The organism is Vibrio sp. 10N.247.311.49, from assembly GCF_041467655.1.
Lineage (GTDB): Bacteria > Pseudomonadota > Gammaproteobacteria > Enterobacterales > Vibrionaceae > Vibrio > Vibrio crassostreae_C.
In genome coordinates this window covers 56,775-72,874 of the sequence record NZ_JBFSVA010000016.1, presented here as the reverse complement: position 1 = coordinate 72,874, position 16,100 = coordinate 56,775, and the positions used below count along the sequence as shown (strand labels likewise).

Annotated in this window: 9 protein-coding genes; 4 read left to right on the top strand and 5 right to left on the bottom strand. The window is 42.0% G+C overall.

Annotated elements, in window-relative coordinates:
* The first annotated feature begins 81 nt into the window (after positions 1 to 81).
* Entirely contained in the window at positions 82 to 804 is a 723-nt protein-coding gene (locus AB6E54_RS15705) for a FadR/GntR family transcriptional regulator (protein WP_017063624.1), read from the top strand.
* A gap of 148 nt (positions 805 to 952) precedes the next feature.
* On the top strand, positions 953 to 2,320 hold the full coding sequence (locus AB6E54_RS15700) for an MATE family efflux transporter (protein ID WP_080582237.1): 1,368 nt from the start codon (positions 953 to 955) through the stop codon (positions 2,318 to 2,320).
* Positions 2,321 to 2,550: 230 nt separating this feature from the next.
* On the opposite strand, the gene AB6E54_RS15695 is transcribed toward AB6E54_RS15700, so the two are convergent.
* Positions 2,551 to 3,588 carry a polysaccharide lyase family 7 protein gene (locus tag AB6E54_RS15695; protein ID WP_102332123.1) on the bottom strand — a complete coding sequence of 346 codons (1,038 nt, stop codon included), beginning with the start codon at positions 3,586 to 3,588 and terminating at the stop codon, positions 2,551 to 2,553.
* A 538-nt stretch (positions 3,589 to 4,126) separates the two neighbouring features.
* Between AB6E54_RS15695 and AB6E54_RS15690 the strand changes: the two genes are divergently transcribed.
* Positions 4,127 to 4,987: an oligogalacturonate-specific porin KdgM family protein gene (locus tag AB6E54_RS15690; protein ID WP_102332122.1), complete on the top strand. Its 861-nt coding sequence runs from the start codon at positions 4,127 to 4,129 to the stop codon at positions 4,985 to 4,987.
* A 189-nt stretch (positions 4,988 to 5,176) separates the two neighbouring features.
* Positions 5,177 to 7,003, top strand: a complete 1,827-nt coding sequence (locus tag AB6E54_RS15685) for a hypothetical protein (protein ID WP_372106158.1) — start codon at positions 5,177 to 5,179, stop codon at positions 7,001 to 7,003.
* Between the two features lie 966 nt (positions 7,004 to 7,969).
* Here the strand turns inward: AB6E54_RS15685 and AB6E54_RS15680 are convergent.
* The 4 genes from AB6E54_RS15680 to AB6E54_RS15665 form a co-directional block, all read right to left on the bottom strand.
* Entirely contained in the window at positions 7,970 to 9,538 is a 1,569-nt protein-coding gene (locus AB6E54_RS15680) for a polysaccharide lyase family 7 protein (protein WP_102332120.1), read from the bottom strand.
* A 421-nt stretch (positions 9,539 to 9,959) separates the two neighbouring features.
* Positions 9,960 to 11,708, bottom strand: coding sequence for a polysaccharide lyase family 7 protein (locus AB6E54_RS15675; RefSeq protein ID WP_372106157.1), 1,749 nt, complete (start codon positions 11,706 to 11,708; stop codon positions 9,960 to 9,962).
* 237 nt (positions 11,709 to 11,945) lie between these two features.
* The gene (locus AB6E54_RS15670; protein WP_372106171.1) at positions 11,946 to 13,817 is read right to left on the bottom strand and encodes a methyl-accepting chemotaxis protein; all 1,872 of its coding nucleotides are present in this window, start codon (positions 13,815 to 13,817) and stop codon (positions 11,946 to 11,948) included.
* A 1,050-nt stretch (positions 13,818 to 14,867) separates the two neighbouring features.
* Entirely contained in the window at positions 14,868 to 15,749 is an 882-nt protein-coding gene (locus AB6E54_RS15665) for an NAD(P)-dependent oxidoreductase (protein WP_004733521.1), read from the bottom strand.
* Between the last annotated feature and the right edge of the window lie 351 nt (positions 15,750 to 16,100).

Sequence of the window (16,100 nt, the reverse complement as noted above, 5' to 3'; positions counted from 1 at the left end):
AATTCGACGTATACACTGACACTAAACACCAGATTCGTCTGGCTTTTAGTGTTTTCAAAGTTTCAATTTCAGGTGGTTTAAATGTCAATATTTACATTGGTGGAAGATTCAAGCCGCCGAATTCATGTTCAAGTGGCGAGACAAATTGCTCGCAAGATCTTGTCAGGCGAGTTAGAAGAAAATCAAAAGTTACCCAGCGAAATGGAGCTGTGCGAAATCTTTGGAGTGAGCAGAACTGCCCTTCGAGAATCAACTAAGCTACTTTCGGCAAAAGGTTTAATCGAGTCGAAGCCAAAAGTGGGCACTCGTATCAAACCGAGAACACAGTGGCACTTCTTGGACCCGCAATTGCTGTACTGGATCCAAGATTTAGAAGATACTAAACCCTTCTTGTCTCAATTTTTAGGCTTAAGAAAAGCGATTGACCCGGAAGCGTGTGCGCTCGCTGCAACCAATGCAACTGTAGAGCAACGCAAAGAGCTTTCGATTCTTTTCCAGAAAATGACCATCGCAGCAAATAGCTTCGATTATGAAGAGTGGACGACCAACGATCACCTGTTTCACCAAACGATTTTCTTATCGACAGGTAATCAATTTTACATTCCATTCGCGAACATTCTGTCGACTATCTTCAAGCAGTTTATCGACCACTCCGCTGAAGGCGGTCGCTTCTGTTTAGAAGAACACAAAGCGATTTACGACGCAATAATGTCTGGCGATGCCAAGCAAGCTCGAATTGCTTCTCAAGTCCTGCTAGACGATGAGAACCAAAAGCTCTCTAGGGTTGAATTAGCCATCGCATAACCGAGATTAACCAAACTGACTTGTTTTTCAAAGACACAAGTCAGTCTTGTTTTAGCACCCATTTTTTAACCATCAACTACCGTAGTGTTTTCTTCTTTAAACGCTCTACTCCGCCACCTCAGAGAAAGCTTACGGTTATACACATAAGGTGTTGTTTGTGTCTTCACAATCGTACGTAAGGAAAAATTTCTCTCTCGCCTGGCCCCTCGCCTTAAACGGTATCTTGATGCAGTCGATGTTGATGATCGACACACTGCTTGTCTCTCCTCTTGGTGAAATCCCTTTAGCTGCAATGGGGATTGCGACGACTATCGTTGCCTTTGTACTGGGAATTCAAATGGCGCTGGCAAACGGTACTCAGTTAGTATTAAGCCGCGCAGTGGGCTCTGGCATCGCCGCATCATTATCTAAAGCATTTTGGGCAGGGTTATTTATCAACCTTGGCGTAGCAACACTATTTTGGCTTCTACTTACTTTTTTCGAACAACCCTTGATTCAAGCTTTAACAGATGACGCTTCCCTTCACTTAGAAATCAGCCGCTATCTAGACATCTCGAAATACATCGTTATTTTTACCGCGTTAACGCAGGTGATCATTGCTTTATTTAATGCGCTAGGCAGAACTAAAGTCCCATTCAAAGGTTACTTAATTGAACTGCCTATCAATGCTGTACTCTCATATGTGCTGATTCATGGTTTTTCTAATTTTGAAGGGATTGGAGTACAAGGCGCTGCATTAGGCAGCATTATTGCAATAACGATCCGCTTGCTGTATTTGGTTTTGTGCGTGCATTTAAGCTCAGCGATTTCACTCAAATTAGACGCTCAGCGCTCTGAATTCTTTACCAACGTTCGCCGTCACTTTATCGAAATATTCCCTGTAGCAGCGAACGTGACCATGCTTTTGATTGGCGCAACGATATATCAATTGTTGTATTCGCAACTTAACATCAACGCTTACGTAGCGATTACTTTGGTGATGCCTTGGATTAGGGCTGTCTCTCAATTTATTACCGCTTGGGCTCACTCTTCCGCAATTACTATCAGCCAAGCGATTGGCTCTAAAAAGATGGATGACCTAGTCAAAAACGTCGATACCAGTATTGATATTGCGGTCGTCATTTCTTTTGTGTGTGCAATCTTGTTCGCAGGATTAAGTCTGGTCATTGGTGACATTTACCCGAACTTGGATGAGTCTACCTATCAAGCATTGGCCGTTATCGCCCCACTCTACATCTTCTTGCCGATTGTCCGTGGCTACAACACGGTTCATGGGAATGTATTAAGAGCACTAGGAAAAACGACCGCAGTCTTCAAAATCAACTTTACTGGTCAATGGGTAATTTCAATTCCATTGTGTGCATTGATCATCTTTGGTTTAGATGGCTCTATCTTTTGGGCCTTTGCTATCCAACCATTCGAAGAAGTCGTTAAAGCTTTCCCATTCCGTCACTTAGCTCGAAAGTCTCTAAAGGAGTTTGATGCCGACAAAGCTAAAGAGTTGATGTATGACTAAGTCCGGTATCGAGTCGCCGTCCTAAAATCTTTCTACGCTTTCTGATTACAACCTTGTCTTTTGACAAGGTTGTATTGTTTCAGCTGTACCGTTCATTGGTAAGCTTCATTGTACTCTCGCTGATACCCGGCTCATCTTAAATCTCATAGAAAACAAAAAGACCACTCAACATTCGGTTCAGTGGTCTTCGAAAACATTCCTTAAGGCCTGTTTCTAACTAGCCTTATGTACTATTTGCCGTTCAACTTTAGTGCCGAGAAAGTCACACTGTTATAGTCGCCATTCTTTTTATCGACAGCGAAATCGCCAGTACCGCCACAACCTGGCCCCCATACAGGGTGAGAATCGCTCACGCTACATTGGCCGTATGCGCCCGCTTTGTAATAGAAATCATCTTCAGCATAACCCGTTGGTGAATCAAGCTCATCAATACCCTTGCTCAGATCGATTTCATACTTAACCGTATCGTGACGTTCTGTTTCAAACGTTAGGTACATCATGGTGCCTTTCACTTCCACTTTGTAGCTAAACTCTTCACCAAGAGCAATGCCTGCTTCACCCGGTTCCGCTGGGTTTTCCCAAGTGTTACCCCAAACAGGGTAAGCTATATCGGCACGGTTAGGATCTTTTTTCTCTAGGTTACGCTCATAGTTCCAAAATACTGAACCCATTTCTTGGTCAGGAAACTTCTTATAGAAGATCTTTAGTGGTTCATTACCATGCCCATAACCGGTTCCAGCTTTGATTAGCTCGTTGTGTTTTTTAGCATGAATCTGACCAACAACCACCGAGTGAGCTGGGTACTTTTCTGGGAACTTAGCGTTAACTGAGACGTGATTAACTTTTAATGTCGCTTCTAATGTTCCGCCAACAGCACTGTATTCACTAGCCGCTGGGTGACTCGACAGTGCCCACTGGTTTCCTTTATCAGCCGTATCGATAGAGAAATCTGCGCCTCTTGGCATTTGTCGTAATTCAGAACGCGCATTCTTCGAGTTTTTCGTCGTAATCGCTTGGTTCTGCACTTCAAATACAAGGTTGCCGTCTTTATCAAGATGGAAGAAATCACTATGTGAGTAGCTCATCATGGCTACCCCTTCTATTTCATCAACACGACCATCTTCATTAATATCTGAAGGTATGGTTATTTTCCAATTATGCATATCGAATTTATCGGCAGGTACGGGGGAAGAAACACCGTTATTTGCGAAAGTAACCATTGGTACAGTCGCTAATAGCGCCACTGCTAATATGTTTTTCTTAAACATGACTCATCCTTTATTGTTAACAGATACCGAGTACACACTCAGTACAGAAACCACTTTTGAACACGAATTAGTACTAAATATTTTCTCTTCGACTTAAATAAGCCAACCGATAAATAGAATTTACATTTAGCCATTTTGTAACTTTTATTAAACATCTGGCTATGGTTTATATTTATGCCTCTCAACATGCTCCCTATGTTTAAGCCACGATGGTTAAAATCATCATTATTAACATATAGAAACACTTAATATTTGTATTATTTTAACACATGCAAAAAAGTGAGTTTCTAAGGTTTGTGAATATGAGAAGTACGTCATGATTGATTTAATACACAAGCCCTAAATTGAGATATTCATAACATTTAGCTATATATTTGGGCCATTAGTCAGAACTTTTTGATAGATCTCACAGAAATCTGACTCAATAATAAATACCATATTTGTCATACATTAATTTAATACCATGTAAGGTATTGGTTTGTGAGCCACGGGTACATTGGATGTATCCAGAATAAAAAAATAATAGTGAGACAAAGGTATGAATTCTGTTACAAAAATTTCTGCAGCTGTTGCATGTACTCTTTTAGCGGGCACAGCTACTGGTGCATCTCTTGATTATCGTTACGAGTATCGTGCTGCGACGGATTATACAAAAACAAATGGCGACACGGCTCACGTAGACGCTCGCCATCAACACCGAGTGAAGTTAGGTGAAAGCTTTAAACTGTCAGATAAGTGGAAGCACTCAACGGGCCTTGAAGTTAAATTCCATACTGACGATTCTTACTACGACGCAGATTCTGGCGAAGTTAAATCAGCAAACAGTAGAAGCTTCTATGACGGCAATTGGTATATTTACGGTATGGAAGTAGAAAATACAGCAACTTACAAAGTCGATAACAACTGGTATCTACAAGTTGGTATGCCGATCGCTTGGGACTGGGATGAGCCGAACTACAACGGCGGTGACTGGAAGATGAAAAAAGTCACTTACAAACCTCAGTTCCGCGTTGGCTATAAAGCAGACATGGGTTTAACGACCGCAATTCGTTACCGTCATGAATATGCTGATTTCCGCAACCACACACAATTTGGTGACAAAGATTCTGAAACTGGCGAGCGTTTAGAATCAGCTCAAAAGTCTAAAGTTACACTGACGGGTTCTTACAAAATTGAATCTCTACCTAAGCTTGGCCTTTCTTACGAAGCAAACTATGTAAAATCTTTGGATAACGTACTTCTTTATAATAGTGATGACTGGGAATGGGATGCTGGCTTAAAAGTAAACTACAAGTTCGGTTCTTGGAAACCTTTTGCTGAGATTTGGTCTTCTGATATCAGCTCATCTTCTAAAGATCGCGAAGCAAAATACCGTGTTGGTGTTGCTTACTCATTCTAATTAGAAATAGTCAATTTATAAAATACCCTCTCCTCTTGTAAATTTTTGGGGCATATTTTAAGCACTTTATTTAAATAATAGGATGTTCTAATTAACGTTAGTTTCATCCTAATAAATATTTAACGACTATTCATTATCTACTTCTTATGTGATTTACATATGGATTTAATATCATAAAGAGAATATTTTATGCAGATTTCTAAAGTCGCTACAGCTGTTGCTCTTTCGACAGGTTTATTATTCGGTTGTAACAGTGATGGTTTACCTATCCCGACCGATGGTTCTACTGATCCAGGTAACCAACCTTCAGCATTAACTACGGGTTACTGGCAAATCAGTGATGGTAACTCCGCTTCAATATCCGCGTCATCAAATGCTGATCTACCAAATGTTTATGTTTTCCAAGAAGATGGCAATCATAAATACTATGACGATGATGATGACTTAGGTACTTACACGATTAAAGATGCAAGTGCTTCTACTAATAATTATGATGAAGAAGCCGGTACGGTCTCTTTCACATATTATGAAACAGGCACATCAACGATCGAAATTCTAGATGGTGTTTTTTCTTTCGATGACGCTGGTGCTCTGAATATTTCAGATAACACCACTGGCATAGACTACTCTGGTTCAGACCAAACTGCGACTGACGCCGTACAAGAAGCTATCAGTGAAGCCAATAAAGCAAATGGTATCAATGGCTACGTTCAAATCTTGGACACCAACAATGGCGGTGTAAAGAATGATGTGGGTGAACTACGTTTGAAATTGTCTGACAGCAGCACAGGGGCAACAGTAGACAGTATCGCATCAGGAAAGGTAACCGTTGACTTAATCTACCAAGTAGATGAAGACACCGAGCAAGAAGCGAATGGTTCAGGTAACAACGCTTATATTAGTCTCTACGCTTCTGGTACTTCTAACACTAATTTACACGGCGAAGTTATTTTTAATGCTGGAGAAATTTTCTACCGTTCCACGGTTACCGATAGTAGCGGTAAACCTCAAATTCCTGATGAGCCTGTAGGCACTTACACTTTAGGTGAAGATCTCGCGGTTGAAATCAGTTGGGCGAGCGGTTACTACACATTCAAAGTCAATGACACTGTATACGACAATAGCGGCAACGGTTTTGAGGCTTTCGACAAAGCTGCCGTTACTATCGTGTCATTGAAGCTTGGTGATACTTCCAACACAACACATTACGAATTGAACGCTGATAACTTTAAAGTTTATTCAAATGACACGACTACTGACGAGTTAGTATTTGAAGATAACTTTAATAACTATCCGAATGGGCAACTTTTGTCAGGCAATCCGTATAACAACAATACTGCGGAAGCGACTGTTGTTGTGGATGGCGGTAGTACTGAGCCAGAACCTGAACCAGATCCAGATCCAGAGCCCGGCGAAGTAACAGACAACTTCGATTCTTATACTGTAGGTACGCAGATCGATGTGGCTAACCCTGCGTACCAGACAAAAGGTGTTGATGGGGTTTTAAATACAGCAGTGATCAGTAGTGACTTTGCCAAGTCGGGTTCTAACTCTTTACGAATTGAAGATGGTGCGGACTCAACCACTGATAATAACAAAGCTATCGTTGGCCGCGACTTTGCTAGTGGCGCAGCAGAAACTGGCTCTGTTTCTACATCTGTATACATCCCTAGCGATGGCTATGTAAAAGCATCATACATTTTCTTAGGTTCTAATAACGATGCATCATCTAGTGGTCGCTTCACTGAAGTTGTATTTACATCTAGTATGATTAAATTCCGCAACGAATCAGGCAGCCAAGTTGACCTTGCTTCATACTCAAAAGACACATGGGTAGATGTGACCATTTCATGGGTAGATACAGACATTACCGTCAATGTTGATGGAACAGACTACACTGGGTTAAAAGCTGAAAGTGCAGGTGGTTCCCCGACCGCTATTGCGCTATACACTGGTGACAATGGTTCAAAAGGGACATACACCTACTTCGACAACCTAGATTCAGACCTATTCTAGTTCTCACTAGAAAGTCTGTTTGACTTGATTGCTAGATAAAACAAATCCCTATCAACGTAATTTGATAGGGATTTTTTATTGTTAGCTCAAGAATAAAAAGCAGACTGGCGATTCAGTTAAGCTCTCTGACTCAGCGGAACTTTGCTTCAGCGTTGAATAAGCACCGATGCTGCTAGTAACGAATGCCCCCTTGCCTCTCTAACTTATTTAACCCTCTCAAAAGCCCTGTATCTTTCATAGATAAACAAAACCCCTCAGCTCTGCACTCAACCCACAAATTATTATTCAGCATCACCGTAGCATACAATCAAGGTATTTACGGCCTGCAAGCAACTAACCCTCAAGCGTATCCCCTTGAGCACTAGATGCGTTTGATCATCGACTTGAGCCCGCCTGAGTATTTCATTAAGCATTGGCGCTAATAAAGTGATGGCTAACCGCCCTTCTATTTATGCAAGAGTTAGAGCACGATTTATGGCTGTTGCTAAGAGTCTTGCTAAACAACCCAAAAGTGACGGTTTCAAGAACAAAACGGGAGTAATCAGCCGAGCTAACGCTTATTAGTAGACCAGGCAAAACAATACGTTCATGTGTAGACGTCGCATTAGTACATACCTTGAGAACGAAGTCGAAGTTTTCTAGCTATGGCGATTCCAAAATAATATTGGCATTGTTTAGCTTTGAATGAGAGCCAATATGACCTGTTATCAGCTGAGATTAATCATGACTGAGGTTAATGGTGATCGGCGATTGGGGAAAGGATAGTGACTGAAACTGATAATGACTGAAGTTAATACTGAATGAGCTTAATGATAATGTCTTAAACTCTGTGCAACTGATAACTACCCTTCTCCGACTCAATTAAATCATACGCTTAAGCCCAAACAACAGGAGGCAAAAAAGCCTCCGAACCCTAAGGCTGGAGGCTATTGCGATAACTTAAATAATAAGTGTTATTCGATCAGATTACTTTTGGTATTGATCGTGCGATACGTCTAGCTGGTAGAAAGTCGCTTGTGAGTAATCGTCTAGGTCGCCGCTGATGTTTTGGTTGTAAACACCTGCTTTGAAGTACATGTACTTGCCGCCTACGTCGTAACCGCTGTTGCTCATATCAACCACTTGTACAACGTCGTCTTTGCCTTCACGCATTAACGTTACAGTCATCGTGTTGCCTTTAACGTCAATACGGTAGCTGAACACTTCGCCAAGTGCGATACCATCGTCACCCACTTCAGCCGTCATGTCGCCCACTAGAGGGTAGAAGTCCTCTTTAGTTGCATCTTGGCTTTCGTGTGCGAAGTAAACCGCACCCGTTGCTTGGTTTGGCAGTTTACGGTAGTACAAACGAATTGGTTCATCGTTTTGATCGTGAATCTGACCAATGATAAAGCGGCCTACTTCGTTCGCATTACCTGTTGTTGTTGCGTGATCGATTTTCAACGTTGCTTCTAAAACGCCATCAATACCAGCAGCAGCTTCTAAGTCAGACTCAGGTGCGCTTGAGAATACCCAGTTGTTCTTGTTAACACCTTTAGTGCTAATAGACTGGTCACCACGGCGCATCATTTCGCGAAGCTCTGTACGCGCATACTTAGTATTTTTAGAGGTACGAACACCTTTCACGTAAGACTTGAAGACTAGACCACCATCGTCAGCTGTGTAGAAGATCTCTGGGTGTTGGTAACCGTTTGCAAGGTTCCACTCAGAAACATCATCAGGCTTACCGTTTTTGTCATGGTCGAATGGTTGAGATAGGTACCAATGCGTCATGTCAAAGTTTTCGCTTGGCGCGTTACCTGCAACTGGTGTCGCTGGCAGGCCTGTCGGAACTGGCAGTGCACTGCGTGTGTCACATTCAACTGAGGTCTCACAAGGGTAAACCGCTGCTACACCAAAGTTACCTGAACGAAGATCTTTGCGCGCATCTTTACGTGCTTTTTCCACTGCTTTCATTTCAGCGATCATTGCCGCTTCTGCAGCTACTACGTCTGAAGTAATGATATGGCTAGCGGGACAAGCGTTAATGTTACAGTTAACCGCTGCTAACCCTGTCACACTGTTCCAACCATTTTTGGTGTTACCGTGACCAACGTATCTTACGTAGCGCGCTTGCACTGCTGGCTCGAATTGGAAACGCTCTAGGCCGATCGCTTTACCTGAGCTCAGTTGGTTTTCAAGTACGGTTGTCCAGTTTTCGCCATCGACACTTACTTGAATATCAAATTTAGACTGGCGCTCGTTACCTTTGCTGAAAGATGCTTGAACCGCATCAAATTCTTGTACTGAACCATAGTCTAGTGTTGCCCACTCACCGTCACCCGCAGATGACCAACGTGTTGTTAGGTCTTGGTCAATGAGACGATCAGGTCCGTTACCATCATGGCTACTAGCGGCAACAGCAACTGGCGTCAGAAGCGCTTCACCAGTTTCTTTGTTATTTGGGAAATCAACAGTCGGTGTGCTCGTGCTCGCACAACCAACTGCAAGTAAAATAGAAGAAGCGAGTAAGGTTTTTAGAGTAATTTGTTTCATATCTAATCCATTATTATAATACAAAGACAGCGTTCGTAAGTGAAAGATAAATTGGCAAACACGAGCTATAAGGCGTTTTCTCTCTCAGTATTTGCGATAACACAAAAATATTACGTAATCTTATAATACAAATAAAACACTTCGTTGAATAAATGAGACTGGGAACACTTTTCGCTTTTTCCATACTTTAACTGGATCACACTTCCTATTGATAAAAGACAACATATGAAAATTTAGAATGCGAAATGGGCTATCAAGGGCGAAAAATCCGAGCGGTAATGGTGAGAATGTGCATCACTCGAGCAGAGCATTTATCGTTCAGAACATCTCATTTAACAGTGTCGCAGCAGTTAAAAAAAGACCACATTGTTAGGAATCAATATGGTCTTTAAAGCAGTCATTGTTGTTACTCAAACGTTAGCTAATTCAAATAGTGTTCAGCTCTAAGAGAACTAAAGCTCACATCAAACACTTCACCCGCATAGTCGCTATCAGGCTTAAATTGTGGATAGATGCCTGCTTTGAAATAGAAAGCGATGTCTGTCGATGTCCAATCTGATGTTAACGAAACCGTGTCCCCATCTTTATCTGTGTAATCTTGTCCCCAAGGGATTAAATGAGAAACGGTGTTGGTTCCATCTAAATCATGAGTCGCCAAGTAGATACCGTCTTGATTGGCACGAATCGTATATCGCCACTCTTCACTTGCCGAATAAGTCCCTAACTCGACACTGAACGGGTCACAATGATTACAGTCTTGGTTGTTGCGCTCAAAATCAGAGTTCAGTATCACTCTTACTGGCTTACTCTCGCCTTCCCATAATAGTTTCACCAATGCTTGATTGATCTTCCAACCATGGATTTGTCCAAGTACCACTTTTGGATCTTGATTGTTGATGTTCGGGTAATCTTCAATTCGCAAGCTTGCGGTTAACTCGTGACTGGTAGCGTTCGTTCTAGTGTCGTCCAAATACCAACTTGTATCTTCATCGCTGGTGCTACAATCCGGTTGAACACTGCTTTGATACAACTCCCTGAGCTCAGAGCGAATATAGCTAGAGTTTTGGGTAGAGGTGCCGTATCCCATATCCGCTCTAAAGTGCATTCTTCCTTCATCAGTATTGAAGTAAGAAAGATCAATATCACTGTCGTACACATCGCTGTCATTTGAAAGAAGATCTTTACTCGATTCACAACGTTCTGGTTCTAACTCAGCAGCACTGTCACCACCGCTTCCATACCAATCATTCTTACTCGGTGGAATAGTCAGCTTCCAATCATTAATGTCCCAATCGTTTGATCCATCGATTTGAGTCGTGGTGTATCTCAACGCCTGATAGTAAGCAATCGCTTCACCATTCTCAAATTGGTTATAGATACCCGCTTTGAAGTAGCTCAATAAATGCTGCCAGTAAGCGATGTCTTGATTCACTTTTACTTCATCATTCACTTTGAGCGACAGTGTGTTCTCATAAACAGAAAGATCAAATTTGGTAAAACTGTCCAATTCCGCCTCACCTAAATCGTAGCGATTGTATGACGTGGCATAACAATCCGAAGAGTCAGCAGCGCTGCTACAATCAATGGCATTGTTTTTCATGACTGCCCAGTAGTGACCTGTGAGGCCATCTCGTTCTTGCTCCCAAACCACACGCAATAGCGGATGAGGGATATAACCCGTACCACTCTCATCAGTCCCCTTATTGTGTATCTGCAGCAACGTCACTTCATCATGATCAGCGGGAGAACTCGCCATGGCATGCTCAATATCAGGCAAACTTATTTCCGCATACAGACTGCGCCTTACGCCCGCTTCGTTGATATCGAAGTTTTCTCCCTCACGAACTTCAGAGCGCATCTTGTAGTTCGTCATTTTGAAGATAAGATTTTCCGTCTCTTCATCAGCATAAAAATAATCACTGACATAACCATCGAAGTTACCATCTTTGACTTCAGAGGTTTTATTGCCCTCCTCTCCATTAGGATCAGAGACCTGAAGATCTGAGCTGGAAAGGATGTTTTGATACTTGGTAATATCATAGGGAGCAACAACACCAGCGGACATTCCTGGGTTATTGGTATCGGAAGGATCACTGCTGTCACTGGAGCTGCTTCCACCGCAGCCATACGTAAGCGAAGCGAGTACTACGACGAAGATTGGCTTATTCACATTTATCTCACTTATCCATAAGAATAGAGTGACAATGTATATTTGTACTATTTTATGTCAATTATATATTTATCAGAATGTGAGATGCGGCAAATGAAGTGGGATGAATGAGTATTGCGTAGAGTTAGACTCAAGAAAAACGCAGAAAGGCCACTCTAAACTCGCAAGCTATTGAGTGGCTCTCAGATCAACAACTAAACTTAGTATGTTGATTTTTAAATATAAATATTAGAAAAGTTAAACCTTAAAGCTGCTCATCAAGTCACTAACGCTGCCGTTAAGTGTTTTGATTTCTGCTGATTCAATCAACTGATCTTGGCTTAGCTTATTAAGCTCCTCAACAAAGCTTTCAATCTTATGCATGTTCTTAGCAATGCTCTGAATAAGGGCGTTCTGCTCAACAGACGAACCCGAAATATCGTTATTAAAACGACTTACCGTTTCCATCTGTTCCGTTAGCTTGGCCAACATATTTACCGCTTGAACCACTTGGGCACGCGTCATTTCACAGTTACTTTTGGTCAACTCAATCGATTTAACCAAACCATCTGATTTAGACTGCAAGCCAGACAGCGCTTCATCAATTTCAGAAGTACTGATTTGAGTTCGGTTGGCTAACGCACGGACTTCATCAGCAACCACCGCGAAACCTCGGCCATGCTCACCCGCTCTCGCCGCTTCAATTGACGCATTCAATGCCAGCAAATTAGTTTGTTCCGCAATTCCTCCAATCACAGACACGATAGACTGGATGCTCTGCGTTTCATTCGCCATTGAGCGAATATCATCAGAGGTGGTGCAGACTTGCTTCTCAAGATCACTGATATAGGTTTCCGTCACGGTGTTAATTTGTTTCGTCTCATCACTGAACACAGCGGCCTCTCTTGCTGCTTCTGCCGCCGACTGAGAACTCTTCTCGACTTCGTTTGATGCTTCAGATAAGCCGTTAATTGCAGAGACCACTTGAACCGTTTCATCAGTGTGAACTTTCAGTACATCGCTGGTTTCTTTACAACCTTCACGAATACTCAGTACCTTAGTATCGAGATCCGAGTTCTTAAATTTGACGTCCTTAACCATCTCTTGCAGACCAATGATGAACAAGTTGATGTCTTTGGCGATATGCCCTAAGTCATCATTCCCCTTCTCAACAAGCCTTTGAGTCAGGTCTCCGTTACCTTGAGATAGATCGTGGACGATTTTTCTCAGTGACACGATTGGGCGGTAGAAGCGATTCAGCAGTAAAATCATCAATATCACCGAGCCAAGCACACATGCCACGATAAGGATACGCGCACTCGACATCACGCCATTCAACTGATTGAGCGCGAGTTCAGGATCGATACTAGATATCATGTACCATTCTTTCTGGCTGCCAATATCCACTTTCTTGGCCATCAAAATTCTCTGGTTGCCATCAATCACACCCTCAATGAATTGGTCAGGCTGTTCAATAGCTTCATTGAGTTTCATTAAGGCGTCAGCAGAAGATATATTGCTCTGTGGAAGCACGTTTTCTATTGTGGATGCAATTACCATCCCTCTCTCATCCACGATGATACCTTTGGCTTCGTAGATGCTATCTAGCTGTTTGAGCTGAGTTTCCAAATCATCAAATCGAATGTCTGCCATGATGACGCGATCTTGATAGGTGTAAGTCACACCAATCATAGGTACTTGAGTACTCTTGGTGAAAAACAGATCACTAAAAGATAAACCTGATTTCAATTTCGCTTGTTGATACCAAGGACGAGTCGTTGGGTTGTATTTTTCTTTGATTCCAACACCGTTTGGGAAAGACTCTGAAGGACGAGAAGTGTAAGAACGACCATCATCAAAACCCACTACAATCTTGTCAATACCACCGAGCTTAGCGGCAAAATGCATCAGCGCTTCGTTTGGTACTTGGTATGGGGATTTCATGAACTCTTGTGCAACGGAATTGACCGTATCGATGGTGCGCTGGACGGTGCTTTCAATCTGATTAATTTCTATCGTTAACGAGTGATCAATCTCGTTATAAATCGTTTGGTTTACTTGATCAGTCGCCAAGTTAAGCGTGAACCAGTTCGTAAATGCCAAGGCACTGGAACTGACGATCGCCACCATTAAAATCAATTTTCCTTTAAACCCTAGAGACAATTTTGAATTCATAAAACTCATAATCCATATCAACCTATGTCTATTATTTTTATCCGAATGAAATGGTCATTTTTTAGATATTCGAAGATACGGGAAGCAAAACTTGTTCATGCCGTTCCATCGTCACAACCATCAATTTAATTAATATTGTATGTTTAATTTACTGCACTTTCTGTGAGCAATCTTGACATATCAAAACTGGTTAAAATCACCCTGTGACATAGGTATCATTTATGAGTTTGAACTTTTAACATGATTAGAAAGGAATAATTAACCAATTAAAAATGATCAACTTTCAGATGATTACCTCACAACTTCGCCGATAATGCCTCCACTCAAATTATTCATATCACTTTCGGTCACCTGACTAGGAAAGTGAGCCTTAGGTCACATTTTCACTAACCAACCATTCACTCAAGGCATTCAATCTTAAAATTTATTTGTAATACAATAAGCCTTAAGTTATGGTGTATTTGAATCATAACTTAAGTTCTTTCTGGATGCTTTTGTTCAGTTCAAAGTGATAATTGAAGCAGCCGCTTTAAGGTCATTGAACTCGTTTAACGTAGAAACTGTCGGGGGATCTCGTTATTCGTTTTTTCACTTTCTATTGATCATTTGTTTTTCCAGACGGCTCGTCCGAACATGCCCATACAGTCACCAGCTGTGTGGGTTTTTTTTACTTTCTTTTCAGACCCGATATACGAGCGGTGTTAAGCCATCGCCAACAATCAGTTAAGTGCACTGGTTTAAGCTTGCGAGGAAAAGTGAGTGAGTTGGTGCTAGAAGGCTTTGAATTTACAAATAGATATAGATATAGATATAGAAACAAAAATAGGAATTGAGGCAGTAACAAAGTTGAACAGAGTTTTGAGTAGGTGTAGCTGAGGAAGTAGAAGTAGAAGTAGAAGAGTTTAACGAGGGAACAAAGGGTTGGGTATGGCAGATAAAAACGAACCTCGCTGAGGTATCGCCGCCTAAAAAGACAGGCAATACCCTAGCGAGGTCGTACTTCGATTACTTCTCTAGTTTAGCGAAGTAGTCGAAGATTACTGGTACGTCGTTGTTACCCATTCCTGCGTCAACAGCAGCTTGTAGGCTAGTTGCAGTACCTTGAGCAATTAGAGACTCAGTACCTAGCTCTTCACAAAGAGCAAGGAAGTAACCAAGATCTTTGTTAGCGTTAGCAACAGAGAAACCTAGCTTCTCTTCGCCGTCTACTGCGTAGAACTTACAGAATTGCATGAATGGTGAGTTAGATGGACCTGCAGACATGATGTCAAACAGTTGTTGGCCATCAACACCAGCGCGTTGAGCAACAGCGAAAGCTTGAGACATAGTCGCAACAGTCGTCATACCCATGAAGTTGTTTACAAGCTTAGTAACGTGACCAGAACCTAGAGCACCTAGGTGGAATACGTTTTCGCCTTGCTCTTCAAGAACAGGTTTAACTTTGTTGAAAGTTTCCATGTCGCCAGCAGCCATGATGTTCAGAAGACCATCTTTAGCGTGTGCCGGAGTACGGCCTAGAGGTGCGTCGATCATGCCCGCGCCTTTTTCAGCTAGAGCTGCGCCGATTTTCTTAGTAGAAGCAGGGATAGAAGTACCGAAGTCTACTAATACTGCGCCTTCTTTGATGCCAGCTAGAACGCCGTCTTCGCCGTAAACGATTTTTTCAACAACAGCAGAAGTTGTAAGACAAAACTGAACGATATCACTTGCAGCCGCTAGTTCTTTAGCAGAAGTGAATGCAGTTGCGTTGCCGCGATCTGTAACGCGAGCAACAGCTTCAGCGCTTAGATCCATTACGTTTACGTGGTAGCCGCGCTTTTGCAGGTTTTCAACCATGTTGCCGCCCATAAGACCTAGGCCAATGAAACCGATTACAGGTTTAGTCATGTTCAAACTCCAAATATAGTATTGTATGATTATATGCTCATTATAATAACTACGTCTTTCTCGTTACGCAATAGTTTTAGGGTAATCCTTCAATGCTTAGACGCAAGTTGTGACGGGGGTTCACTTTACGAGAAAATATGGGGCACGCTTTGTACTTACAGGAACTATTTGCCAGTTTAAAAACCGTCTATTGATGAAATAACATACGTTAAATGTCATACGATTAGTAAGCACAAGCTACGCCTTTACCTATGTATAGTTCACGACTCCCCTACTCAGCCAGTGATTAGACTGTTCACGCAGAAGTAAGTCATATCAGTTTTTACGAAAAAGGGGTTGGCGCCCTATTCT